Source organism: Clostridium sp. NSJ-145 (assembly GCF_021044725.1).
GTDB lineage: Bacteria > Bacillota > Clostridia > Clostridiales > Clostridiaceae > Clostridium > Clostridium disporicum_B.
Genome location: NZ_JAJNOS010000011.1, coordinates 103,305 through 118,024 on the forward strand (window position 1 = coordinate 103,305; position 14,720 = coordinate 118,024).

Annotated in this window: 13 protein-coding genes; 8 read left to right on the forward strand and 5 right to left on the reverse strand. The window is 29.0% G+C overall.

The features are described 5' to 3' along the window. Position 1: 1 nt before the first annotated feature. Together LQE93_RS11155 and LQE93_RS11160 are read left to right on the forward strand one after the other, a co-directional pair. Positions 2 to 1,996, forward strand: coding sequence for an immunoglobulin-like domain-containing protein (locus tag LQE93_RS11155; RefSeq protein WP_231073661.1), 1,995 nt, complete (start codon positions 2 to 4; stop codon positions 1,994 to 1,996). Positions 1,997 to 2,124: 128 nt separating this feature from the next. Further along, positions 2,125 to 2,517: a hypothetical protein gene (locus LQE93_RS11160; RefSeq protein ID WP_231073663.1), complete on the forward strand. Its 393-nt coding sequence runs from the start codon at positions 2,125 to 2,127 to the stop codon at positions 2,515 to 2,517. A gap of 273 nt (positions 2,518 to 2,790) precedes the next feature. Here the strand turns inward: LQE93_RS11160 and LQE93_RS11165 are convergent, their stop codons facing one another. Continuing rightward, positions 2,791 to 2,928, reverse strand: coding sequence for a hypothetical protein (locus LQE93_RS11165; protein WP_231073665.1), 138 nt, complete (start codon positions 2,926 to 2,928; stop codon positions 2,791 to 2,793). A gap of 212 nt (positions 2,929 to 3,140) precedes the next feature. Beyond that, a complete protein-coding gene (gene tpx, locus LQE93_RS11170; protein ID WP_231073667.1) occupies positions 3,141 to 3,626 on the reverse strand; it encodes a thiol peroxidase in 486 nt (161 codons plus the stop codon). Positions 3,627 to 3,809: 183 nt separating this feature from the next. On the opposite strand from tpx, the gene LQE93_RS16895 reads away from it, so the two are divergent. The 5 genes from LQE93_RS16895 to LQE93_RS11195 all read left to right on the forward strand — a co-directional run bounded on the left by LQE93_RS16895 (position 3,810) and on the right by LQE93_RS11195 (position 9,228). Continuing rightward, on the forward strand, positions 3,810 to 4,469 hold the full coding sequence (locus LQE93_RS16895) for a glucosaminidase domain-containing protein (RefSeq protein ID WP_231073669.1): 660 nt from the start codon (positions 3,810 to 3,812) through the stop codon (positions 4,467 to 4,469). A gap of 155 nt (positions 4,470 to 4,624) precedes the next feature. Further along, on the forward strand, positions 4,625 to 5,203 hold the full coding sequence (locus LQE93_RS11180; RefSeq protein WP_231073671.1) for a toxin-antitoxin system YwqK family antitoxin: 579 nt from the start codon (positions 4,625 to 4,627) through the stop codon (positions 5,201 to 5,203). 124 nt (positions 5,204 to 5,327) lie between these two features. Then, a complete protein-coding gene (locus LQE93_RS11185) occupies positions 5,328 to 5,693 on the forward strand; it encodes a hypothetical protein (RefSeq protein WP_231073673.1) in 366 nt (121 codons plus the stop codon). A gap of 100 nt (positions 5,694 to 5,793) precedes the next feature. After that, positions 5,794 to 6,672 (forward strand): UTP--glucose-1-phosphate uridylyltransferase GalU, encoded by an 879-nt coding sequence (gene galU, locus LQE93_RS11190; protein ID WP_231073674.1) that lies wholly within the window; start codon positions 5,794 to 5,796, stop codon positions 6,670 to 6,672. A 258-nt stretch (positions 6,673 to 6,930) separates the two neighbouring features. Further along, complete coding sequence (locus LQE93_RS11195; protein WP_231073676.1) at positions 6,931 to 9,228, forward strand: CotH kinase family protein; 2,298 nt, start codon at positions 6,931 to 6,933, stop codon at positions 9,226 to 9,228. 68 nt (positions 9,229 to 9,296) lie between these two features. On the opposite strand, the gene brnQ is transcribed toward LQE93_RS11195, so the two are convergent. Beyond that, complete coding sequence (brnQ, locus tag LQE93_RS11200) at positions 9,297 to 10,574, reverse strand: branched-chain amino acid transport system II carrier protein (protein ID WP_231073678.1); 1,278 nt, start codon at positions 10,572 to 10,574, stop codon at positions 9,297 to 9,299. A 374-nt stretch (positions 10,575 to 10,948) separates the two neighbouring features. Between brnQ and wecB the strand changes: the two genes are divergently transcribed. Next, positions 10,949 to 12,076, forward strand: a complete 1,128-nt coding sequence (gene wecB, locus LQE93_RS11205; RefSeq protein WP_331000422.1) for a non-hydrolyzing UDP-N-acetylglucosamine 2-epimerase — start codon at positions 10,949 to 10,951, stop codon at positions 12,074 to 12,076. A 389-nt stretch (positions 12,077 to 12,465) separates the two neighbouring features. Here the strand turns inward: wecB and LQE93_RS11210 are convergent, their stop codons facing one another. Both LQE93_RS11210 and LQE93_RS11215 read right to left on the reverse strand, forming a co-directional pair. Next, positions 12,466 to 13,404, reverse strand: coding sequence for an LCP family protein (locus LQE93_RS11210; protein ID WP_231073680.1), 939 nt, complete (start codon positions 13,402 to 13,404; stop codon positions 12,466 to 12,468). Between the two features lie 202 nt (positions 13,405 to 13,606). After that, entirely contained in the window at positions 13,607 to 14,572 is a 966-nt protein-coding gene (locus LQE93_RS11215; protein ID WP_231073682.1) for an LCP family protein, read from the reverse strand. Between the last annotated feature and the right edge of the window lie 148 nt (positions 14,573 to 14,720).

The following is a 14,720-nucleotide window of genomic DNA, read 5'->3' on the forward strand; positions in this document are numbered from 1 at the left end:
CATGAGAAAGATAAGTAGTAAGAAAAAGATTATATCTTTATTTGTAGCAGTTATTGCTGTTATAGGAGCATTTATATATACAAAAAGTAGTTTAGCAAATGCAAATTCTGATCAAGATCAGGCTAATGCTTCTGTAAATCTGAATGTTGAAAAAGTTGATAAAGATACAGTTAAGATTTCATTAGATAACTTAGTACCAGTTGTAAAATCATTACAACTGGGAGTTAAGATTGATGGAGATGTAACTTTTGCGGAAGATACTATAAAGTGGTTAGTATCTTCTGACGATAAAGATTTAAAGAGTAATGTTAAGATAAGTAGCGATAAGAAATCTATGGATATTTTTGTAGTTTCTACTGAAGCTTTAGACAAAGAGGCTGGGAAATTAGAAATATTAGAAATTGATATGAATAAAGTTGAAGGAGGATCTTTAAAATATAAAATCACTCCTAGTAGCGATGAAAATGGAATAGCTTATAGTTATTTATTAAATGATACTAACAAGCAAGTAAGTGGCAATGATATAGTAAATATAGATAATAATATATTAACTTTAAATTCTGCACCTAAACTAGTGCTTGCAAATCATCCATCTGTTATTGAAGGTAAGATAGTAATATCTAAAGATGATAACTTCGAACCTCTTGACTATGTTATAGCAACTGATGATGAAGAGGGTGAAATAGATAAATCTAGAATTAATGTAACTAAGAATGAAGTTAAGACTGATAAAGTTGGTTCATATAATATAAGCTATTCAGTAGAGGATAGTGAAGGTGAAGTAGCAACATTAGATACAACTGTAATTGTTGAGGCAAAACCAACGGCAGATGTTCAAAAGCCAGTAATAAAAGCAACTAATAAAACTATTAATACTACTCTTGGTGAAGAGGTTGATTTATTAGAGGGAGTTAGTGCTCTTGATTATTTAGGTAGAGAAATTCAAGTAGAAGTAAGTGGAGATTATGACTTTAATAAAGCTGGAACTTACACAATACAATATAATGCTACTGATAGATTTGGTAATAAAGCAGATGAAGTAACAGCAACTTTAGTAGTAGAGGAAAAACCTGAAGTGCCAGTAGAACCAGAAAAACCAGAGATTCCAGGTGAACCAGAGAACCCAGGAAATCCAGGGAATCCAAGTGAGCCAGATGTTCCAGAGGTTCCGGAAAATCCAGAAAAGCCTGAAATATCTTTACCAGATGATATAATTAATGTTGGTGGTAATGGAACAGAAGAATCACCAATGACATATGAAACAGAAAATATAGTATCTTTAAATAAGTTTGTTGAACAAGCACAAAATAAATTTAAAGCGGTAGTAACAAGTAGAACAATCTTAGCTAATGGAACACAAAAGTATTCTATTAGATTAGAGGAAAAGGGAATTATAGCTAGGTTATTTGGAAGAACAAATACTTACTATATTGACATTATAGTTCCTAATACTGATGAATTTAATAATGTATTCTCTAAATTAGATAAAGATGATAAAGAAGCACCAGTAATAGAGTATAATGGACAGTTAAATATAACACTTGAAAATGGGGCAAACTTTGAAGTTCCAGAAGTTACTGCTAAAGATAACTTAGATATAGATGTAACAGTAAAAGTTGTTATAATGGATAGCAATGGTAAAGTTATAGAAAAGATAGATACAACTAAATCAGGTAAATATACAATAACATATACTGCTGAAGATGAAAGTGGAAATAAAGCTAAAGAATTAGTTATTACAGTTATTGTAAATGAAATTAATGTGGATTCACAACCACCAGTTGATGAAAATAAACCAGGAACACCAGTTAATCCAGAAATTCCAGGACAATCTGAAAACACAGAAAAACCATCAGAAGGATCAAATGGATTAGACAATAGTGGAAAGAATGATTTACCAACAACAGGACAAGGTGTTTATTTTGGAATAACAATTATAATTGGGATTATAATAATTGGTAGTGGAATATTTATGTTTTCTAAAAAGAAAAAATAATTCTATTTTATAAAAAATACATCAATATGAATATGCCTTCGGAAGATAAAAATAACTCCGAAGGCATATTTTTATTTTTGATAACAAAGTATATAATATACTTATAATGATTTTAAAGGGGTATAAATATGAAGTATTTATCAGAGAACTTAGAAAAAATAGTAGAAGGTTTTTTAGAAAAAAATGTACCAGATGAAATAAAACACGATTTTATAATTGCTGCAATTCACTTTAATATTAACCTTAATGTATGTACTAAGTATGATTTAATGAGAATAGATCATAAGGCTAAAGAATTAGCAGATATTGAGAAAAATGAGATATTGACTAATGCAGCTATCTTTAATTATGCACTTTTTAGAGCTATAAATCACAATGAAATTCCAGCAAGTGATATAGTAAAAGTAAAGTCAGCATTAATGAATATTAGTACATGTATAACAGAGTATATGACATATAGAATTGATGAAAATACATTAAATAAGCACTTATATGATGAACTAGTTGGATTAGGAATATAAATAAAGTATGAGCGAAGCTCACAGGTGAAAGGTCGACTACGTAGAAGTTAAAAGGCTACTATTGTAGTGGTGAAACTTTAACTAAAGTTAAAGTTATGCCATATGCAGATACTGTTGCTCCATCTATGTGAAAGTTTAACTAAATTTAAAGTGAAAGGCATTGATATAAACACCTTTCACTATTGCTATAGGCAATATTTTAATTGTCACGCGAGTGACCTTTTCTCCTTTGACGAAGTCAAACTTTTCACCAAAGTGCTTCGCACTTTCTTTCTATTCTTCGTGTTCCATTTGTTTTTTTAGTTCTTTAGCAAATGCTTTTTCTTCTCTTCTTTCTTCTTTTTCAGCGCGATGTATTTCTTTATTTATTTCTTTACCACATGTTTTCTTTTTCGTCGTCTTTATATTCATGCTTAAGATCTTTATACTTATGTTTAGTTTCTTTGTAATCATGTTTTATTTCTTTTTTCAAATCAGGAAAAGCTGCTTCTGCAAGTCTTTATCTTTCTTTTAAATCTTTTTTTATAGACCTATCAATTTCATGGGCTAATTTTTTTTGTGATGATGTTCTTCAAATTCATGAAATTTTTCTTTGATACTCATAATTACATCAAATATAAAAGTTATTTAACTGCATTTAAAGCTGATTCGTAATCAGGCTCATCTATAACATCTTTACAATATTCTACATATGTAATCTTATTATTTTCATCTACTACAAATATTGCTCTAGTTAAGAAACAAAATTCCTCTATTAATGTTCCATAGTTTTTACCAAAGCTTTTTTGCTTATAATCAGAAAGAGTTATAACTCTATCTATTCCTGCAGCGCCACACCATCTAACTTGAGCAAATGGTAAATCCATAGATATTACATATACAGTAACATCGTCAAGACTTGCTGCCTTTTCATTAAATTTACGAACCTCCATATCACAGACTGAAGTATCGATAGAAGGAACTACAACAAATATTCTCTTTCCAGAGGTATCTTTCAAAGTTACGTTTTTCAAAGTATTATCAACTACTAAAAAGTCAGGAGCATCATCACCTACATTTAAGGGATTCCCAACTAAGGTGATTGGATCGCCATTAAAAGTTATTTTCATAATTGTACCTCCATAAAAATTAGATTAGTTTCAAAAAGTAGTATTTCCTATTATAGATATAAATAATTAATGATAAGTTAAAAAACTTTAGGAAAAAGTTTACAATGAAATGATTAATATTAAAATTGGTGGTAATACTTAAAAATAGGTATTGAATAATAATATAAGGAAGGATTGAAAATAGTGAGATTATTAAAGTGTTTATCATGTATGTTCATAGCTATTATGTTTTTAGGAATAAATGAATTATCAGTATCAGCAGCTATGAAAATTATACCAGGATATTATGAAGATTATTTAAGGTATTTCCAAAATGAAATTAAAGTCCCAGAAGAAATAATAATAAAAGAAAAAATAAAAGAAGTAACATATAATCCAGATAACTTAAGAGAAATAAGTAATTTATCTAAGGAGCAAATTTATAAAATGCTAGAAGGAAACAACCTTCAAGCCTTAGCAGAAGATTATTATGAGATGGAACAAAAGTATAATGTTAACGCTATATTTTTAATGGCACTTAATATGGAAGAATCAGGTCATGGAAGATCTTCTTTAGCAGTATATAATAATAACTTAGGTGGTATTAAGTCAAGAAATGGTGGCTATGCAAGTTTCGAAAGCTGGTCTCATTGCTTAGAATATATAGCTAATCTGATAGATGAAATGTATTTATCAGAAACAGGTAGTTATTATAATGGTACAAGTATTTACGGAGTAAATGTTAAGTATTGCGTGGGTACTAATTGGGCTGATAACTTAAATGTTTTAGCTGATGAATTACTTGCAAAAGTAGAGCCTAATACAAATACTAATACAAATGTTATGATAATGCACAGCTTTTAAAAATAGGCTCATTTTGAGCCTATTTTTTAAGTTTAAAATTAATTTATTTTTTTGAAAATAATGTTTATAAAATAGTAAAAGTGTTAATTATTTAAATATAGACAAGCGGTTCGGAGATTGTTTAATTATTTTTAAAATGAATGGAGATGATTTCAATGGGATTATCAATTGCACCAAAAAGCATACTTAAGGATCCTATAGAAAAAAAGGTTAAAGTAGATAAGAAAAGTATAAAAACTGATGAAGATTCATTTTATGAGATTGATGTTTTAAAAAGTAGGAAAATTGAAAAGCAATTGAGATATCAAATTGAAAGGGATATAGGACTTATAAATATTAATACTGAATCACTAAATGGTAGAATTTACGAAGATGGAGAACTTATATATGAAGGAGAATATATTCAAGGTAAGGGATGTTATTCGGATAAATGGTATGCACATGGATATGGTAGATCTTATTATGACAATGGAAAATTAGAATATGAAGGTAATTTTGTTTATGGAAGCCCACATGGATATGGAAAATATTTTTACGAAAATGGTCAGTTGAGATGGAAAGGAAACTTTCAAGCAGTTGTTGGAATAGAAGTTTTTAAACTATGGAAATCTTCCTTGGGATATGTTGATAGAAGAGGAAGGATAAAATACGGCAAGTATTATGATAAAGAAGGAAAGTTAATTCACTGCGGAGATTTTGATTGGATGGGTAAACCTATAAAATATATGAAGTAGAAGAAACCAGAGGGGTAACTCCCTTTAGGTTTCTTTTTTAGTTGCTAATTTAAGTGATTTAAGTATATCATTAATTGATAAGAATACTGATAATATTTTATATGAAGGTGTTGCTAATTCATTAATGCAAATATATTCAAATTATAAAGATAGTAATTATACTATAAATGTTGCAGAGATATTTGAGGATATTAATAATTTAGATGAGAATGAAATTGTGATAAGTGATACTGAAAATGATACAAATATAAATGAAAATATATTTAATAATGAAATAGATAGTAACTTGGATACTAAAAGTGATTTAAACATTAGTAATAATGAAAAAAATAATGTCCTTGATGAATATATAGATAAATTTGAAAAGTATAATAAAGAGCTATTACTTAATAATAATTATGATATTATAGAATGGAAACTAGTATTGATTGTATTTGGAGTAGCATTACTAATATTTACAATAATATCTAGAGTTAAAATATTACAATAAAATTAATTGGAAGATTAAATAAGTATTTATAAAAATAAACAAGTATAATATAATAGTATTTGTCATAATAGAAAGAATATATAATTTAGGGGGTAATAACGTGGGTAATAAGATAAGAAAGGCCATTATACCAGCAGCAGGATTAGGAACAAGATTCTTACCAGCTACAAAGGCACAACCAAAAGAGATGCTACCGATAGTAGATAAGCCGACTTTACAGTACATAATAGAAGAATGTGTAGCATCAGGGATTGAGGAAATACTTATAATAACAGGAAGAAATAAAAAGAGTATAGAAGACCACTTTGATAGATCTGTAGAGCTTGAAATGGAGCTTGAAAAATCAGGAAAGCAAGAAATGCTTCAAATGGTAAGAGAAATATCAGATATGGTTAATATCCACTTTATAAGACAAAAAGAGCCAAGAGGATTAGGGCATGCAATTCTTTGTGCAAAGACTTTCGTTGGGAATGAACCGTTTGCAGTTCTTCTTGGAGATGATGTTGTTTATAATGATGAGAAGCCATGCTTAAAGCAACTTATAGATTGTTATGGAGAATACAAGACATCTGTACTTGGTGTTCAAACTGTAGATCCTAAAGATGTAAATAAGTATGGAATAGTTGGTGGAATCCATATAGAAGATAGAGTTTATAAAGTTAAAGATTTAGTTGAAAAACCATCTATAGAAGATGCGCCATCAAATGTTGCTATTCTTGGAAGATACATAATAACACCAAGAATATTTGAAATATTAGAAGAAACTAAACCAGGAAAAGGTGGAGAAATCCAACTTACAGATGCACTTCTTCAATTAGTAAAAGAAGAGGCTATGTATGCTTATGATTTCGAAGGTAGAAGATACGACGTTGGAGATAAGTTAGGATTCTTACAAGCAACTGTAGAATATGCTTTAAGAAAGCCTGAATTAAGAGAAGGATTTATTGAATACTTAAGATCTCTATCGGAGGAGTTTTAGAAAACTTACTAATTACCTGAAAAAGACTATTAATCTTATATAGAAAGATTAATAGTCTTTTTTATGTATTGAAATGTAATAAAATAACAATGTATAATAATTTTGTAAAAATTTAACCATTTATTTACATTTGGGTTGTGTGTAATATTCAGTAAAGAGCTGAAATATTATTATATAATCAAAATAACTATAAAGAGTGAGGAGGAAGAAAGTTTCAAACATTGTATTTCATGTAAAATAAATTAAGGAGGGTGAGAGATGAGAAAATTATTAACTACAGTATTAACTTTATGTTTTCTAAATCAAAACATAGCATATGCTAGTACTTTGACTTTAGAAACTGCAAATGATGAAATTAAAGAAGAACAATATTTAGATAATGAAGAAAGTGTGCCTATAGAGGATGGTATTGATACAAAATTTAATAATAATGGGATTCCATTAGTTGAGATAACTACTAAGGATAATGGTACTATAACAAAAGAGTCATATATACAGGGGGAAATAATAATAACTGACTCATATGAAAACGTACAATCATTATCTATGAAGATAAAAGGAAGAGGAAATTCTACATGGATTGGAGAAAAGAAGCCTTATAGAATAAAGCTTGATTCAAAAAGTAGTATTCTTGGTATGGAGGCTGAAAAAGATTGGGTGCTTTTAGCTAATCATTACGATAAAACTTTAGTTAGAAATAAATTGGCATTTGATTTAGCTAATGAGATTGGTGTTAAGTATACTCCAGATTCAAGGTTCGTTGATGTTGTATTAAATGGAGAATATTTAGGAAATTATCTTTTATGTGAACAAGTAGAGATATCAAAAAACTCACGTGTAACTATTCCAGAATTAACATCTGAAGAAAGTGATGAAAATAACATTACTGGAGGATATTTATTAGAGATAAATGCTCGATTAGATGAGGAAACTAATTGGACTACTAATATGATGAAGGTACCCATATCATTTAAAAATCCTGAAGTACCTAATGATGTTCAATATAATTATATAACAAACTACATTGATGAATTTGAAAAAGCTATAAATTCTGATAATTTTTCATACAATGGTAAACATTATAGTGAATATATTGATGTAGATTCTTTTATTAATTTTTATATAGTACAAGAAGTAATGAAAAATAAAGATGCTCAATCTTTCTCAAGTATATATTTATATAAAGATAGAAATGGAAAGCTTGGAATGGGGCCAGTGTGGGATTTTGATCTTAGCGGAGGAAATTCTGATGATAATGAATGCAAAGATCCTTCGAATTGGTATATTAGACAAGGGCAATGGTATTCTTGCTTATTCAAGGATCCAATATTTGCACAAAAAGTTGAGGAAAGATTTAAAGAGGTTGAAGGAACATTAAGAAGTTTAAATTCAAAAATAGATAGCATTTCTAATTCGATAGAAGAATCTAGAATTAAGAATTTTGAAAGATGGAAGATAATTGGGACAAACTCATTGTGGCCTCATGTTAATAATTATACTTACGAAGGTGAAATAAATTATTTAAAAAACTTTCTAAATGATAGAGTTAGTTGGATTTATAATAACTTTGAATTGATAGAGGATCCAGAGGAGCCAGTACAACCAGAGAAACCGGTACAACCAGAAGAGCCAGTAGAACAAGAAGTAGAACTATTTAGAATTATAGGAAGCGATAGATATCAAACAGCTACAATGTTAAGTGAAAGTAAAATAGAAAAATCTGAAACTGTAATAATTGTTAACGGAGGAGCAATTGCGGATGGATTAAGTGTTACAGCATTAGCTACTTATATGAAGGCTCCAATATTGTTAGTTGGGAATGATAATATTCCAGAAGAAACAGTAAAAGAGATACAAAGATTAGGAGCAACTAAAGCAATTATCGCAGGTGGAACAGGAGTTGTATCTGAAAGCGTAACAAATCAATTAAGAAATATAGGTATTTCAAATGTTGAAAGACTAGCAGGAGTTAATAGATACTTAACATCTTTTGAAATAGCAAAATATATAGATAATAATTGTTATAGCATAAGTAATATTGTTATTGCTAATGGATTAGGAGAAGCAGATGCAATGTCTATTTCATCAGTTTCTGGAAGAGATAGAATGCCAGTTTTATTAGTAGAAAAAGATAAGATCAATAATGAAATGTATGATTGGCTTAAATCTAAAGAACTGCAAAATGCATATATAATAGGTGGAGATGGAGTAGTATCAGAAGGTGTTTTATCAAGAATTAATTCTATTACTAAAGAAGATATAAGTAATAACAGATTAGGTGGTAAGGATAGATATGATACTAATGCAAGAGTTATTGATAGATTTTTTGATGGGTATGTGGACTCAATGTACCTTGCAAAAGGATTAACACTAGTAGATGGATTAACATCTGGAGTTACTGCTGCATTAGATGGTGTGCCAGTTATATTAATGGATAATAATTTAAGTTATGAACAAGAACAAGTGCTACAACCAATGTCAACTGTAAGGATTACACAAGTTGGTGGAGGAATATTAGAAGATGGAATACAAAGATTATTAGAAATAGTTAAGTAGTATATAGTAAAGATAAGAGCACCCTGAAATAATGATTAAAATATCATTTGATTCAGGAGGCTCTTATTTTATGCAGTTTTTTTATATTCTGATATTACATTTTTTTCTTTAAAAATAAATAACCCAATTACTATTGCTAATATAGTAGGTATTACCCATCCAAAACCTAGGTCTACTAAAGGTAAAAATGATAGGTTTAGTCCTGGTATTAATAATAACAATGAGAATATAAGTGATGTATATATACCAAGTCTTACAGCCTTCATATTCTTTAAGTATTTTGACATAAGTGTTGTAACTATTATTGTTATTGAAACAGGATATAGTAAGTTAAGGACTGGTCCAGATAATGCTACAATTTTGTCAACACCAAGTGTTGCTACAGCTAAGCTTATTATAGTAATAACTATAGCATTTAGAGTATATGATAACTTGCCGTTTGAAATCTTCTCAAAGAATGAAGCTCCTACACTTACAAGACCTATTGATGTACTTAAACAAGCTAATCCCATTGCTAAACCGATTATAGCTGGACCAACTTTTCCTAGAACACTTTCAGATATAAGAAGTAAAAGTCCAGTTGTACCAATTTCTTGAGATACTAAACCTGAAGTTTGAGCTCCTATGTATATTAATCCTCCATATATAAAAGCAAGTCCGATAGTTGCAACTAAGCTTGACTTAAGTATCATCTTAGGCATTTCTTTACCTTTATAACCTTTATCTTTTAAAGAAGTAGTGACTATTGATGCAAATAGAAGTGCTCCTAAGGCATCCATAGTTTGATATCCTTCAATTAAAGAAGATGAAAGGACTGATATAGCATTAGTATCTATTATTTCACCTATTGGAGAAATGATTCCTTTAACTATAAGTACTATTAATAAAATCAGTAATGCTGGTGTTAAAAATTTACCTATAGTATCAACAATTGAAGATTGTTTTAATACGAAGAATAAGTTAATTGCAAAGTAAACAGTGATTGCTACTATTGCAGGAACACTAGGTAAAAATGGATTAACTGAAAGCTCGAATGTTGTTGCAGCTGTTCTTGGTACCGCCATAAGTGGACCTATAGCTAAGAAAAGAACAGTAGTGAATATTAATATAAATTTACGATCTATTCTATTTCCTATACTTTCTAGAGTTCCATCACCTTTAGAACAAGCTACTATTGCTAGTAATGGAAGTCCAACTCCAGTTACTACAAAGCCAACAGTTCCAAGTAAAAAGTCTGAACCTAAGCCATTGCCTAAAAATCCAGGGAAAATTAGGTTTCCTGCGCCAAAAAACATAGAGAATAGCGCAAAACCTATTACAATTGAATCTTTTGTGCTTTTTTTCATTTGTATAACATCCTTTTCTTAAAAATTGATTAATAATTAAAAATAATTGCTTGTTTTTTAGCATAATTGTGTTAATAATATCATGATATATGGATTTCATCAATGGTAATAATAAAATAGGTACCTGTTTAAATAATGTTAGAAATTAACTTATGTTATATAAAAACGTTAACAATAAATATAGGTTTCAGGTTGATTAAATAATATAATAATTAAGTAGAAATAAAATTATATAATAGATATGAAAGTTGATAAAATATTATAATATATGTAAAAATTATAAAATTACCTGTAGGGGATAGAAGTTAAGTTATATATAAAATACTAAGACAATGATATAATTAAAATAAATTGAAGTTTGTGGAGGAAATACCGTGGAAAGAATCAAAGTATTAAGTGTCTTTGGAACTAGACCAGAGGCAATAAAAATGTGTCCTTTAGTAAAGTTATTAGAGAAAGATGATAGATTTGAGTCAATAGTATGTGTAACAGCACAACATAGAGAAATGTTAGATGCTGTTTTAGAAATATTTAATGTAAAGCCACAATATGACTTAAATATAATGTCACATGGTCAAACTATTATAGATGTAGCAAATAAAGTATTAACTGGAGTTGATAAAGTAATAAAAGAAAGTAAACCAGATATAGTGCTAGTACATGGAGATACATCAACTACTTTAAATGGAGCCTTAGCTGCTTTTTATAATCAAGTACCTATAGGACATGTAGAAGCTGGATTAAGAACAGGGGATATATACTCTCCATTCCCAGAAGAAGCTAACAGAAAACTAACAGGGGCAATAACAACTTTACATTTTGCACCTACAGAAAGTAATAGAAGAAATTTAGAAAAAGAAAATATTACAAAGAATGTTTACATAACAGGAAATACTGTAATAGATGCACTTTTAAGCGTAATAGATAAAAATCATGAATTCCAAGATGATACGTTAAATAATATAGATTTTACAAATAATAAGGTTGTACTTTTAACAGCACATAGACGTGAAAATTGGGGAGAACCAATGAAAGATATATTTGCAGCTGTTAGACATCTTGCAGAAGAAAATGAAGAAGTACAAATAATTTTCCCAATGCATAGAAATCCATTGATAAGAGAACTTGCAAAAAGTAGTTTTGAAGGCATTGAAGAGAAGATACACTTAATTGAGCCTTTAGAATATGTAGACTTTGCAAATCTCATGTCAAAATGCTATTTAATAATGACAGATTCAGGTGGAATTCAAGAAGAAGCACCAGCACTAGGTAAGCCTGTTATGGTTTTAAGAACAGAAACAGAAAGACCAGAAGCTGTAGAAGCAGGTACAGTAAAACTTGCAGGGATTAATAAAGAAACAATATTTAATATAGCTAATGAACTAATTAATGATAAAGAAGCTTACGAAAAAATGGCTCATGCAGCGAATCCATATGGAGATGGAGAAGCTTGTGCAAAAATCGTAGAGACGATTTTTAGGCATCTAATAATAAAGTGTTAGTAGTGAATTAGTTAGAATAAATGAATTTGTTATATCAAATCAGCTAAAAAAATTATGTACTACTATAGGAGTTAAATTAATAGAAGCTAATTATGCTGAAACTAGGAAGGGTTTTACACATAAGCTACATTAATTTCAATCAAGGAATATAGTGAGAGTATATATTGGATTGATATCATGACAGGTAATGAAATGTTAGATAATCATAACTTTAAAGAAGTATATAATAGCTGCTTTAGTGATAAAAGAATGCTACTAGCAAGTATAAAATATAGAAAATAAAAATTAAGTTTAAATTAAAGAATAGTACCTAGATTTGTTATTAAACAAATTTAGGTACTATTTAATTATGTTACTTTTCTGAAAGAAACCATAACCTAGCGTAGTAACTACCTCACATCATCAAAGATATAGCTCATCATTTGTTCTTTTGCTGTACCTTGGTCAAAAGCTAAATAATAAATACCATCTATCATAGTACCTTCACAATAACCATCTCTAGGGAATCTATCTTGTGCTAAACCATTAGATACAGAACCTAATGCTTTTGTTCCTAAGGATAATATATCAGAAGCATTCATGCTAGTTTGAACATGTGGCAATACCTCGTTTAATAATCCAGGAAGAGCTGTTACTGAAAGTGTTGATGCTTTATTAAATAAAGCATTTAGAACAGTTCTTTGTCTTTCAGTTCTAACATAATCACCACCAGTTGCATATCTTATTCTTGAATATGATAGTGCTTGATCACCAGTCAAGTTATAAGTTCCTGCTGAGTTTATTCCAGGAATATGAGAAACTTCTTCATCTGTTATATTAATTTCAACTCCACCAAGTATATCAATGATAATTGGTAAAGATGTAAAATTAACAGACATATAATCAGTTATATCTAAACCAAAGTTTTCGTTTATAGTTTTAATAGCTAATTGAGGTCCACCAAAAGCATAAGCGTGATTTATCTTGTCCATTCCTATGTCAGGAATATTAACATAAGAATCTCTCATAATAGATGTAAGTTTTAGTTTATTATGAACAGGATCAATTGTAGCTACCATAATAGCATCAGATCTACCAGCAACACCATCTTCAGAGTCGATACCAAATAAAGCTATATTAATTATTTCTTCATGATTTTCAAATTCTTGAATTTCTTCATAGTTAATACTCAAATCAGATGTATCAACAGAAACTTGTTGCATTTTTCCAAGGGTTCTATAGACTGTGAAAGCGCCTATAAGAAAGATACAAACTAAGATTGAAACTACTATCAAACTTCCTTTCACCCAAGGATTCATTTTCTTTTTTTTACTATGTTTTTCTCTCATAAATACCCCCTATAATAATATAATAGTTTATGTATAATGCTATCTAACATTTCACTTCTCAGAAGGTGGACATCGCTATTACACAAGTAATCCGTTGCTTGACGAAAGGTAGCGTTTATCTCACTAAAAGTCACCATAACTTTATCAAAGGTAACTATATCTACTGTTTTATAAATCTATAATTTCAGTGAATGTGACCACTTTACTTAGAATAAATAAATTTATGTATTTCTTCAGTAGTAGCATCGATATCAACTATCATGTGATACATATCTGTCCATTCAGCATAATGATGCTCATCTAACGGAAATCTTCCTTGCTCTATATTAGAAACGCCAGTACCTAAAGCTTTAGTAGCTATAGAAAGCATTTCTGATGTAGTCATATTTGTTGAAACTAAAGGTAGTAAATCATTGATTAAGCCTGGAATTTCACTAAAACTTATATTTTTAAATTTATCAAATATTGCAGACAACACATCTCTTTGTCTTTCAGTTCTTTTATAATCCCTTCCTTCTGTATATCTAATTCTACAGTAAGCTGCTGCTTGAGTTCCATTTAATAATTGTCTACCAGCACTATATAGTGGTTCAGTTATTGTCCCGTTTTCTGAATCAATACTATTTATATATCCATTAATAAAATTTAATTCTTCATTTGTTATTTCAAGTTCTACACCACCAAGCTTGTCTATAATTATAGGAAGTGTATGTAAGCTTACATGAACAAATTTATCAACTTGAAGATTAAAATTATAGTTTATGGTTTTTAATAATAGTTCAGGACCACCATCAGCCAGTGTGTAATTTAAATTTTTCTTTCCACCATCAGGGAGATTTAGATATATATCTCTCATAAGAGATAAAAGCTTAATATTATTTTTCTTAGTATCTATTGATAAAATCATAGTAGCATCTGACGCACCTATTTCAGTACCAGAGTAATCAGAACCTAATAGTGCAATAGTTATTACATCTTTTTCTTCTTTTATAGGTTCTTTTCCTGTATCTGTTACAAAAGATCTATCAATTTCTACAGTATTAATTTTAGATGATAAATTTATTATTAAGATAGATCCAACTAAAACTAAGATACATATAAAAGATAGAAATCCTAATAATACTTTCTTACCAATAGAGTATTTTTTCTTTCGCTTTCTTTTTGTCATAACCCACCCCATAAAAATAGTAATATATGTATTATATCATATAAAAAGGTTATTTAATAAGGTAAATCATAGATACTAATACAAATTTTATAGAATGACTATATAAGCTTATTATCAATATATTTATAAATAATGGCAAAACTGTTAT

Bases quoted from the DNA above. Each gene is read 5' to 3' on its own strand.
- LQE93_RS11155 (WP_231073661.1), top strand. From the start codon at position 2: ATGAGAAAGATAAGTAGTAAGAAAAAGATTATATCTTTATTTGTAGCA.
- LQE93_RS11160 (WP_231073663.1), top strand. From the start codon at position 2,125: ATGAAGTATTTATCAGAGAACTTAGAAAAAATAGTAGAAGGTTTTTTA.
- LQE93_RS11165 (WP_231073665.1), bottom strand. From the start codon at position 2,928: ATGAATATAAAGACGACGAAAAAGAAAACATGTGGTAAAGAAATAAAT.
- tpx (WP_231073667.1), bottom strand. From the start codon at position 3,626: ATGAAAATAACTTTTAATGGCGATCCAATCACCTTAGTTGGGAATCCC.
- LQE93_RS11180 (WP_231073671.1), top strand. From the start codon at position 4,625: ATGGGATTATCAATTGCACCAAAAAGCATACTTAAGGATCCTATAGAA.
- LQE93_RS11185 (WP_231073673.1), top strand. From the start codon at position 5,328: ATGCAAATATATTCAAATTATAAAGATAGTAATTATACTATAAATGTT.
- LQE93_RS11195 (WP_231073676.1), top strand. From the start codon at position 6,931: ATGAGAAAATTATTAACTACAGTATTAACTTTATGTTTTCTAAATCAA.
- brnQ (WP_231073678.1), bottom strand. From the start codon at position 10,574: ATGAAAAAAAGCACAAAAGATTCAATTGTAATAGGTTTTGCGCTATTC.
- LQE93_RS11210 (WP_231073680.1), bottom strand. From the start codon at position 13,404: ATGAGAGAAAAACATAGTAAAAAAAAGAAAATGAATCCTTGGGTGAAA.
- LQE93_RS11215 (WP_231073682.1), bottom strand. From the start codon at position 14,572: ATGACAAAAAGAAAGCGAAAGAAAAAATACTCTATTGGTAAGAAAGTA.